Raw genomic sequence first — 9,420 nt, forward strand, 5'->3', positions numbered from 1 at the left:
GACCTACCAGGAGTTCGCCGTATCTCACCTGTCACACGCCGACGCTCACCGAGTTTTCAGATGCTCTCTAAGGAGTGAGGCCGTGGCGGCGAAGGTCGTGTTCCTGCACGGGATCGGGGATGGTGACCCGCAGGCTGGCTGGCTGGACGGCCTCAATCGTGGTTTGACGCAGTCCGGTCACGATCCACTTGATCCTTCCGAGACCCTCGCCCCGTGCTACAGCTCGATCCTGTCCACCGACGGGATCAACGCGAAGCTGCCCCCGACGACCTACCGCGTCAAGGACGACACTGCAGCGCGGTTGGCATTCGCGCGGCGGCAGGCACGGATCGAGAGGACCCTCGGGCTCGAGGCGACCCCGGCGGGGCCTGGCGTGCATGTTGTGCCCGAGGGGGCATTCAACGCCATGCAGAAGCTCCTGATTGGACATGTTTCGTTGTCCAATCTGGGCCAGGTGCGCCGCTACGTACGTAATGAGGGCCTCCGCGGCGCGGTCCTGCGTTTCCTGCTGGACCAGGACTACGGCGACGAGATCGTTTTGATCGGGCACAGTCTCGGCAGTGTCATCGCGATCGACCTGCTCGATCACCTCCCCGACAGTGTCCACGTGCGGCGCTTCATCACCATCGGCAGTCCCGCCGGCACGCCCTCCCTTCACCAGGGAAGTGAGCGACTCCTCAAACGCTTCCCTTACGCCCGCGTCGACGACTGGTCCAACTTCTTCAACCCCACCGATATCGTGACCGGCGGACGAGGCCTGGCCACGACCTTCCCTGCCGCGCAAGACTTCGTCGTCGACATCGGCGCACGCGAACACGTCGCAAGCAAACACCTCGGCCACCCCGCGGTGGCGGGCCTGGTTGCTGAGATCGTGCGTCCGTCCAAGGGGCTGGTCCTGGCCCGGTCGGGAATCGCGGTACGGCTGACCGATGCCCAGGCCTCGATCCTGCTGCTGCTCCACTACGGTCATGCCGTCGCCCGGCACATCAAGAACCAGGAAACCGCCGCCCGCTACGCCGGGGCGCTTTGCCTTCGGCAGGATCAGATTGTCACCGAGATCGAAGAACTTGCCACCATCGGCCAACAGCCCCTGGCCAGCGAGTTGCACCAGCTCGTGGATGGCGTCCTCCCTCCGGTGCCGCACCGCTGGGAGCTGCACGAGGCGGTCAGCGAGCTGGTCGTCCTCGCCCTCACCAATGCGGTCGACCCCTACGAGGTTGACGTCGACCGAGCACCCATGCGCGCCCTCCCCGACATCGCAGTCGCCATGGGATTGAGCCCAGATGTGGGAACCAAGGTGGTTCGCGCCGTCGAAGAAGTGCAGAAGTCCCTGAACCGCCGCGGCGGCGTCCCGTGGGGACGTGTACTCACCGCCGCGGCAGGCGTGGCCCTGCTCGCTGCGGGACCCATCGGGTTGATCGCCGCGGCCCAGGCCACTGCTGCCGGGGCCGCCGCCATCACCGGCGGTTTGGCCGCGTTCGGACCCGGCGGCATGGTTGGCGGGCTCGCGCTGCTCGGCGGACTCGCCGGGACCGGTGCGGCGATCGCGGCGACCGCAGTGGCCGGTGGTGGAGAAGGCGACCGTTCGGCACTCGACCTGAAATCCGTCATGCTGCGAGTGACTGTTGAGCACGCGCGCAAACTTCTGGATCTGCCGACGGATGCCAATCTCTGGTACCAACTCGCGGCGGTGGAAACGCAGGTATGCGCACAGATCAACAGACTCACCGCATTCAGCGACGCCAAGTCCACACGGTTGATCGCACTGCAGGAAGTCAGGGACTCACTCGAGCGACTGATGCGGTTCGTCATCGACAATGGGCTCGCACCTCGAGCCGTCATTGCCGGCAATAAAGACCTCGCGCACAGCGAGGCCGGGACCGCGGTCAAAGCGCTCGGCTAGCTGTAGGTCGGCGGCGATCCGCCCGAGGTAGTTGAAACTGCCCAGGCAGGTTTCGGGTTGTTGTTGGTGACCATGGGGTTTGACGGGCAGCGTTGACCGCGGCGACCAGGCCCGTTGGCGCGGCAGACAGTTGCGAGATGAATGGAGTTGTGGGGGTCGACACCGATCACGGTCTCGTCGCCCCGGTGCCGTTGTGGGCGGGGCTCATTCGTGGTCGAGGTCGTCGTCGAGGTCTTCGTTGTCGCGGAAGATCAGATGTCCGTCGTCGAGGGCGATCGCCCATCGCCGCGGGTGGGCCCAATCGCGTCCGTACGACCGCGCGCTGATCGCGCCCACGTCGAATTCGTCCACGATCACACCGGAGGCGAGGGGCCACTGGTCTGCGGGGAGTTGGGTGTCGAGTGAGTGGGGGGTTCTCACCCTGGCCCCGACCGAAAATCGTTGTCGCCGCCCGGGTTTGGGTTGAAGGTTCATGGGAGGATCTCCCGGTTCACGGGGTGATGTCCGAGGGTGATTGTCGCGTTGTCACTGCATTGCGCGTCGCATTCGCGGCGTCGCCCACCGTAACCGGTAACTCCCCGGGCCGCGGGAGGGGGCTGCCGTGCGCCTGTCGGCGCGTGTGGGCGCCGATCAGCTGGGCCACCGGCACGTTTCGATGACTCGGGGGTACATGGCGCGCGGTCGACAGCACGCCGAGGTGGCGGATCTGTTGGATCGAACCGTCGCCACAAGCGATGAACACAGACGTTGGATGCCCCCTTTCCCGCTTTGGAGAGGGCATCCACGTGGGGCGGGCGGGGCTCGCACCCGCGACCAATGGATTATGAGTCCACGGCTCTGACCTACTGAGCTACCGCCCCGTCCACCCGCTCGCCGGGCGCACCCGATGCTACCGGCGGACCCCGGCATGTCCGCGACCGGCCGAATGCTCGACGGGAGGTGGTGGGGCGGCCCGGAGCGATCAGCGCATGTGGCGCCGTCGGAGCGTCCGCGACAGCTCGGGGGCCCCACGGATTCGGACGCGGCACCCGGCAGCCAGGCAATCCCCGGGGCGTTCGAGCTCAACCTCCGGTTCGCCGATGAGTCGCCACCATCCGGTTGTGTAACACCTTGAAATCGAACGATTCTCGAAGAATGTTCCGCCACCATGAAACCCCTTGATCTGTTCTCGCGAGTCACATCGGAGTTCGGTTAGCCTCCTCGTTGCGTCGTTGTCGCCCCTTCGCGGAACGGCGAAGGCCCGCCGGGTCCGGCCCTCAACGGGGTCGGCGGGCCGCACGAAGGGAGCGGCAGTGCCGGTCTGGGTTGGTGTGGTGCGTGAGGCGGACGCCCTCGAGGTGGCGGCGTGGGACGAGTTCGTCACACGCGCCGCGGATGGCGGGGACGTCTGGCGCGGCCTCGGCAATGCGAGGGCCAAGCAATCTCTCGGCTACACGATCCGGTACCTGTTCGTCGGCGGCGACGCGGTGACCGTGCACGTCAAGAAGGTTCCGCTGCTCGGTCGGTTGTGGATCGTGCCGTGCGGGCCGTCCGGGGTCGCCGTCGGCGAGGTGCTGCCCAAGGCGCGGGCGCTGGCGGCCTATGCGGCAGCACGGGGTGCCTTCGTGCTGCGCATCGACCCCCGGGTCGAGGCCGACGAGGAGACGACCCGGCAGCTGCGTGCCGCGGGCTACCGGTTCGCCGGGAGATACACGCCCAACCAGCACACCGTGATCGTGGACCTGCACGGCACCGAGGACCAGATTCTCGCCGGCTTCAGCAACGGCGCGCGCCGCGCGATCAAACGGGCGACCCGTGACGGCGTGGTGGTCGAGCGGGTGCCGGCCACCGACGAGAACTGCGACATCCTCTACGACCTGCTCGCCGAGGCCGGGGACGGCCGTTTCGGGTTGCGCAGTCGCGAGTACTGCCGATCCACCTACCAGCGGTATGCCGCGAGCGGGAACGGGCAGATGTTCTTCGCCCGGATCGACGGGCGTGTCGCGACGGCGTCCTTCGAGATGCGGCTGGGCACCAAGGTGATCGGCCTGCACACGGGGTCGGTGCGCAAATCGGCGGGGGACTCCGCCGTCAACGGACTGGGATCGCAGGGCATCGGCCACGCACTTCAGTGGGAGGTCATGCGCTGGGCCAAGCGGTGCGGCGCACTCGAGTACGACCTGTGCGGCACGCCGCCGTCGTCGGAGGTCGACAACCCGGAGCGCTCCTTCTGCGGCATCGGCAAGTTCAAACGCAGCTTCCACAAGGAGGTCACCGACCGCGTCGGTGCGTGGGACATTCCGCTGAGCGGGTGGCGGAGCCGGATCTGGGCGGCGGGGTACGAACGTGAGTGCAAGCGCTTGTCGATGGTGCTGCGCGGCACCCTCTTCTACTGACCCTGCCCCGGCATGCCGCTGCACTACGGCGATCCCGGCAAACCCTGGCGACTCGGAGACGAAGAATAGCCCCGAAAGGGTTCCCGCAGACAACTCCGGCGCCGCCGAAGTGGCGCCGCCGGAGCCTGGTGCGGTGCACCGCCCTCTGGAGCGCACCAAGATCAAACTGTACTGCGATCAACCGTGGCGACACCCATTCACGGAGAAGATCGACGTCCTGCTCGAACGCGCCACCGACGCCGTGATCGGGGCGGCGCGACCCGGTTCGCCGCAGTGGCGGCAGGCGTGGGAGTCGCGCGAGTCGGCAGCCGGCCGTGCGCCCTCGGGCAGCGGATGCGGGTGAAGACCGCGATCGCCGAGGCGGCCGGTGTGGATCCGCGCCACGAGATCGAGCGGGCTCGGCGTGCGGGAGTGCTGTCACCGCGGACCCGGTTCAACGAAACCGGCGGGAGCCCGCGGCGTGGGCTGTCGACGTCGGGCGACAGTTGCCGGAACCGTCAGCCGGAGAGCCAGCAGCTCGCGATCCGGTAGCCCGGAAACAGCTGACTGCCAAGGCGAAAGGTCGTAATCCCGGTTTTCGGTTGATTGGTCGATGCGCCAGCTCGCCGCGCACTATGTGGGGCGCCGTGTATGTGGCTCGTGCGCCGCGCGCTCGGAAGTTGCATCTGAACCGTTGGGGCCCGGATCGTGTCGGTGGAGAGCCCGCACATCGTCCGCCGCGGAACGGAATTCCGTCAAGCCGAACGGTTTCACCCTGGGCGGGTGATGGCGCCGCGAGATGTTGCCACGAGGCTGGAGCGGGGACGTGCGCGACGGAGGGAGACCGGCCATGACCGAAGCGCCGTCCACCGCAGCGCCGGATGCCCGGAGGTCGGAGCGGCGGGCGCCGCTTCCACCGGCGCCGGCGCAGCCGCACGCAGTTCGCCTCGGGCAGCCGTTGCACGAAGGCGAACCCGCGATCGGTGAGGTCGCTGCGCACGCTGTCGATTAGCGGGGCCAGTTCCCCGATGATCCCGATCAGCACGCCGAGCACGAACACCGCGCGCACCGTGGTGCGCAGCGGCAGAGCGACGGTGTCGAACAGCACCCCCGCCGCGCTCGGCGGCAGGACGTCGGTCGGGACCGCCCCGAGGTAGACGGACCGGCCGACACTGATCGCCACCGCGAGGATCCCCATCGCGATCGCGAGCGCGGCCCCGACCAGCGCCAACGCCCGGATGCCTTGTCGAGCCAGTTCACCAGACGTTGCGCCTTGACGAGATCTTCGGACTGGAAGATCTCCACCCCGCGGGGCGGCCCAGATCGCCAGGGCAGTGGGGTGCCGCTGAGCGGGTCGCCGTCGTCGTGATCGCCATCGCGGTGCTGGTCTTCTGGCGGTACCCGTCCGGGACCGTCGTGGTCGTCACGATCCTGATCGCCGTCCTCACCCTGCTCGGCATCGAACTCCTCGCGCGGCCCGCCCTGGCCCACCGCGCCGCAGCGGTCCCCGAGGCCACCCCCGAGCCCGCCGCCCCACCGAGTGAACGGAACTGTTCAGTCGAGTAGATCGAGTGAATGGAACATTCGGTCGGTGGTTGGTCGGCCGGCCGGCCGGTTCGGATCGAGGGGTGCCGGGTAGGTCAAGCCTCCGTCCACAATCGGTCGGTTTCGAGATCCCTGTCGAGCCCGGAGAAGCGCCCGGGCTCGACAGGGGAGCGGTGTCGGAGTCCGCAGTCCTACACTGCGCGTATGGGCGCGAGGGGAGTGTCGCTCGACGAGATGAGCGAGTGGGGTGAGGCCCATCTCGTGCATGCAATCCCTGCCACAGCAGCTGATCCGCAATGAGCACCCGACCTCGACGTCTGCGAGATCCGCCTGCGCCGTGAGGTTCGGCGAGGCGACGTTCACCGGCGCCGCCGGGTTCGACGAAGCACCGGCCCGGCTGTGGAGTTTTCGTGCTGCGCAGTTGTTCGCATCCGACCCGGGGGCGTGGATCGGATCCCGGGTGGATCTCACCACGTCCACGTCCGCAGCCGCACAGCGGTCACCGGCGACGAAGGTGCATGCGTCACGACTGCGGGTCCGCGAAGGCGGGCATTTCGTGATCCACTCGTTGGCGGTCGATCTCAGCGACGCCGAGTTCCTGTGCCGCACCATCGTCGCTGGACCGGCCAGCGCGACCACGATCCCCGGCGTCCGGAGCGGAACCGAGCCGCCCGCGACGAAAGTCGCGGAATTGGCGCGGACACTGGCCGACGAACTCGGCCCCGACCGGTTGCCGGGCCGGTATGCGGTGACCTCGCTGGCGATGCGCCGGCATCGGCGAACTCGCCGTTGCCGGCGTCTCACCGGACGGCTGCTCTGGGAAGGATGGTGGGGGAACCATGAAGGCTCTACGAGTGGATGTCGACGGTGCGGTGGACCTGATCGACCTCACCGAGGGGCCCACCGGCACCGTGCCGGCCGACCTCCGCAAAGCCATCGGGGTCGGCGGGGTCGAGGCTGTCCCGCTCGGCGAGATCGGCAGGATCACCACCACGGCCGAGTACCCGGAGCGGACCCTGTACATGTGGGTCGACGAGAACGGCGCACTCGGGGCCACCGGCCTGCAGGTCAACCTCCTCGTGAACGGCCTGCTGTCGATCCTCGGCGGTCGGCTCGCGCAGAACATCTATGGCCCGGTCGTGTTCACGGAAGCCAACCGGGAGACCGGCGAGACCGTCTGCCTGCAGGAGGTCACATCACGTCTGTTGCAGGGGATCCTGTTCCGCCTCACCATCGACAACCTGGATGTCTTGGCCGGGGTGAACCGGACCCGCAGGTACACCGCCGTCGCCTTCGTCGACGCACCCCGCAACGGCGTCGAGATCCTGGACACCTCCATCGACGACGATGTCCGTCGGCTCGGTTTCCACGACTTCGAGGGCAGCTGCATGACCCCGGCGGTCGCCGACGAGGTTCTCGCCGAGAACGGTTGGGAACGCTCCGGCCCGTGGGGCGACGCCGAATGGCTGTACGACGGCGAATCCGCCGAAGGTCAACTGTCCGCACCCATCAGAAAGAAGTGAATCTGTACGTCTGAATGCACACCGAGGTTGGGGGTCGATACCGATCACGGTCTCGTCGCCCTGGCGTCGTTCTTCGAGCAGTGATGCGGTGCGAGCAGCAGATCCCACTCGAGCCGTTCCTGGCGGTCGTGCCGTCAGCGATATCCTGGAGAGCACGCCATCGAGAGGTGAGTCCGCAGTTGTATCTGCCTTGGTCGTGCCGTCGGGACCAGTGCGCGGGAACCACGAGCCGACGGAGTGAGTAGACCGTCCGATGGGTGAAGGTGATCCGCTCGACGCGCAGCGGTATCCGGCTCCTGCGGTCGCAGCGGAGCTTGGTCTCGTTGCGCTCGAGACGGGTCGGGTGTTCGACCAGGCCCGAGCCGAGGCAGCGGTCCGTGAACTGTTGATCGCCATCGGTGAGAACCCCGACCGTCCCGGACTGAGCGATACACCGGCCCGCGTCGCGCGCTCGTACCGCGAGGTGTTCGCGGGTCTCTACACCGACCCGGACGACGTCCTGAGCACGACGTTCGACGAGGCGCACCAGGAACTCGTCCTCGTTCGGGACATTCCGCTGTACTCCACGTGTGAGCACCATCTGGTGTCGTTCCACGGGGTCGCCCACGTCGGCTACATTCCCGGCTCCACGGGCCGGGTCACCGGGCTTTCGAAGATCGCCCGGGTCGTCGATCTCTACGCGAAGCGTCCGCAGGTTCAGGAGCGGCTGACCAGCCAGATCGCCGACGCCGTGATGCGCAAGCTCGATCCGCGCGGCGTGATCGTCGTGATCGAGGCCGAACACCTGTGTATGGCGATGCGCGGAATCCGCAAGCCGGGGGCGAGCACGACCACGTCGGCGGTCCGGGGACTTCTGCAGTCCAGTGCCGCCTCGCGCTCCGAGGCTCTGAACCTCATCCTGCGCAAGTGACCATGATCGAGTTGCCGAAGCCCGGGCGCACCGTCGTCATGGGTGTGCTGAACGTGACCACCGACTCGTTCTCTGACGGCGGCCGCTTCCTCGACCGGGACGCGGCCCTGCCGCGCGGACTCGAACCGAAGCGTCGCGGTGTCGACATCGTCGACGTCATCGGGAGTCGACGATGTCGCATGAGGTTGGATGCTCGTTTGCGCGATGGGTTGCCCTGCCAGCGGGCGGACGGGGGGACGGTGTCGCAAGCGCATCACCAGTGAGGCGGGCCGACGGTGGCCGGCGCCGAGGACGCCGTGACCACCGTGCCGTTCCCCGAATCCTCCGGCGCGGTCGAGGCCGGCACCCCGAAAGCCGAGATCGCCGCGTCGTCGTATTCAGCCCCGCCACGCTCTACCGCTACATCAACCGCCATGCTGCCGCGCACATCAGGGTAAGAGTTCGCGTACCGGCGACCGGCGATCGACAAGATGTCGGTGTCCGCGATCGCCAGGGTGCAAACCGTTGATCCGAACTCGCTCACCGCATAGTTGTGCGGCTGTTCGGGTGGTCTCTCATTCGGGCGATTCCGCGACACCCTCGCGGCGCGTCGCCCGCGCTGCGCTCCCGACGGCCCGGCCTGAGCCCTTGTCCAGCAATCGGTCGGTTTCGAGCCGCCTGTCGAGCCCGGAGAAGCGCCCGGGCTCGACAGGGGAGCGGTGTCGGAGTCCGCAGTCCTACACTGCGCGTATGGGCCGAGGGGAGTGTCGCAGGAGGCGATCGCCGAGGCCGCGGAGGCGGTCGCGGAGTAGATCGACGTCCTGCTCGAACGGGCCCCGGACACCGTCCTTGGTGCGCCGCGGCCGGGCTCGCCGCAGTGGATGCAGGCGTGGGAGTCCCGCGGGTCGGAGGCCGACCGCGCCGCGCTCGAGCAGCGGGTGCTGGTGAGGATCGCGATCGCCGAGGCGGCCGGCGTGGATCCGCGTCACGAGGTCGAGCGAATCGAGATCACCGAGACCGGCGGGTACCAGCGGCGCGGCCGTCGGCGCCGTGGGGCAGCCGCCGCGGCGGGGTCGGAGAGTCAGCAGCTCGCGATTTGGTAGCCCGAAATTGCCGTCTCTGCCAGGCTATTCGTCGTAATCTCCGCTATCGGCCGGTGGGGCTGGACTGACTCGTCGTCTGCTGGGCGCACCCCGGGATGTCTGG

Annotated in this window: 9 protein-coding genes, 1 tRNA gene and 1 pseudogene; 8 read left to right on the forward strand and 3 right to left on the reverse strand. The window is 68.0% G+C overall.

The genetic code is table 11. The features are described 5' to 3' along the window. The first annotated feature begins 82 nt into the window (after nucleotides 1–82). Entirely contained in the window at nucleotides 83–1,903 is a 1,821-nt protein-coding gene (locus tag ABD951_RS20050; RefSeq protein WP_345349113.1) for an alpha/beta hydrolase family protein, read from the forward strand. 204 nt (nucleotides 1,904–2,107) lie between these two features. Here ABD951_RS20050 and ABD951_RS20055 read toward each other — a convergent pair whose 3' ends face one another. Both ABD951_RS20055 and ABD951_RS20065 read right to left on the reverse strand, forming a co-directional pair. Continuing rightward, complete coding sequence (locus ABD951_RS20055) at nucleotides 2,108–2,254, reverse strand: hypothetical protein (RefSeq protein WP_345349116.1); 147 nt, start codon at nucleotides 2,252–2,254, stop codon at nucleotides 2,108–2,110. 435 nt (nucleotides 2,255–2,689) lie between these two features. Further along, a tRNA-Ile gene (locus tag ABD951_RS20065) sits at nucleotides 2,690–2,763 on the reverse strand. Nucleotides 2,764–3,195: 432 nt separating this feature from the next. Between ABD951_RS20065 and ABD951_RS20070 the strand changes: the two genes are divergently transcribed. The 6 genes and pseudogenes from ABD951_RS20070 to ABD951_RS20095 form a co-directional block, all read left to right on the forward strand. After that, on the forward strand, nucleotides 3,196–4,278 hold the full coding sequence (locus ABD951_RS20070) for a lipid II:glycine glycyltransferase FemX (protein WP_345349119.1): 1,083 nt from the start codon (nucleotides 3,196–3,198) through the stop codon (nucleotides 4,276–4,278). Nucleotides 4,279–4,563: 285 nt separating this feature from the next. Further along, the gene (locus ABD951_RS20075) at nucleotides 4,564–4,809 is read left to right on the forward strand and encodes a hypothetical protein (protein WP_345349122.1); all 246 of its coding nucleotides are present in this window, start codon (nucleotides 4,564–4,566) and stop codon (nucleotides 4,807–4,809) included. Between the two features lie 813 nt (nucleotides 4,810–5,622). Beyond that, nucleotides 5,623–5,823, forward strand: a complete 201-nt coding sequence (locus ABD951_RS20080) for a hypothetical protein (RefSeq protein WP_345349125.1) — start codon at nucleotides 5,623–5,625, stop codon at nucleotides 5,821–5,823. 818 nt (nucleotides 5,824–6,641) lie between these two features. Further along, nucleotides 6,642–7,325 (forward strand): hypothetical protein, encoded by a 684-nt coding sequence (locus ABD951_RS20085; protein WP_345349128.1) that lies wholly within the window; start codon nucleotides 6,642–6,644, stop codon nucleotides 7,323–7,325. Between the two features lie 253 nt (nucleotides 7,326–7,578). After that, nucleotides 7,579–8,235: a GTP cyclohydrolase I FolE gene (gene folE, locus ABD951_RS20090; protein WP_345349131.1), complete on the forward strand. Its 657-nt coding sequence runs from the start codon at nucleotides 7,579–7,581 to the stop codon at nucleotides 8,233–8,235. Next, a pseudogene (locus ABD951_RS20095) lies at nucleotides 8,232–8,399 on the forward strand (dihydropteroate synthase); the annotation flags it as partial. The gene folE and the pseudogene ABD951_RS20095, both read left to right, overlap by 4 nt. Nucleotides 8,400–8,488: 89 nt before the next feature. On the opposite strand, the gene ABD951_RS20100 reads toward ABD951_RS20095, so the two are convergent. After that, nucleotides 8,489–8,758, reverse strand: coding sequence for a hypothetical protein (locus ABD951_RS20100; protein WP_345349134.1), 270 nt, complete (start codon nucleotides 8,756–8,758; stop codon nucleotides 8,489–8,491). 337 nt (nucleotides 8,759–9,095) lie between these two features. Here ABD951_RS20100 and ABD951_RS20105 point away from each other — a divergent pair, with 337 nt between their 5' ends. Continuing rightward, a complete protein-coding gene (locus ABD951_RS20105; RefSeq protein WP_345349137.1) occupies nucleotides 9,096–9,317 on the forward strand; it encodes a hypothetical protein in 222 nt (73 codons plus the stop codon). Nucleotides 9,318–9,420 lie beyond the last annotated feature (103 nt).

The sequence above is a fragment of the Rhodococcus olei genome (assembly GCF_039540555.1).
Taxonomy (GTDB): Bacteria; Actinomycetota; Actinomycetes; order Mycobacteriales; family Mycobacteriaceae; genus Rhodococcus_G; species Rhodococcus_G olei.

What these genes read in the sequence shown, in the direction of transcription:
- ABD951_RS20085 (WP_345349128.1), top strand. Translation starts at nt 6,642, where the DNA reads ATGAAGGCTCTACGAGTGGATGTCGACGGTGCGGTGGACCTGATCGAC.
- folE (WP_345349131.1), top strand. Translation starts at nt 7,579, where the DNA reads ATGGGTGAAGGTGATCCGCTCGACGCGCAGCGGTATCCGGCTCCTGCG.
- ABD951_RS20105 (WP_345349137.1), top strand. Translation starts at nt 9,096, where the DNA reads ATGCAGGCGTGGGAGTCCCGCGGGTCGGAGGCCGACCGCGCCGCGCTC.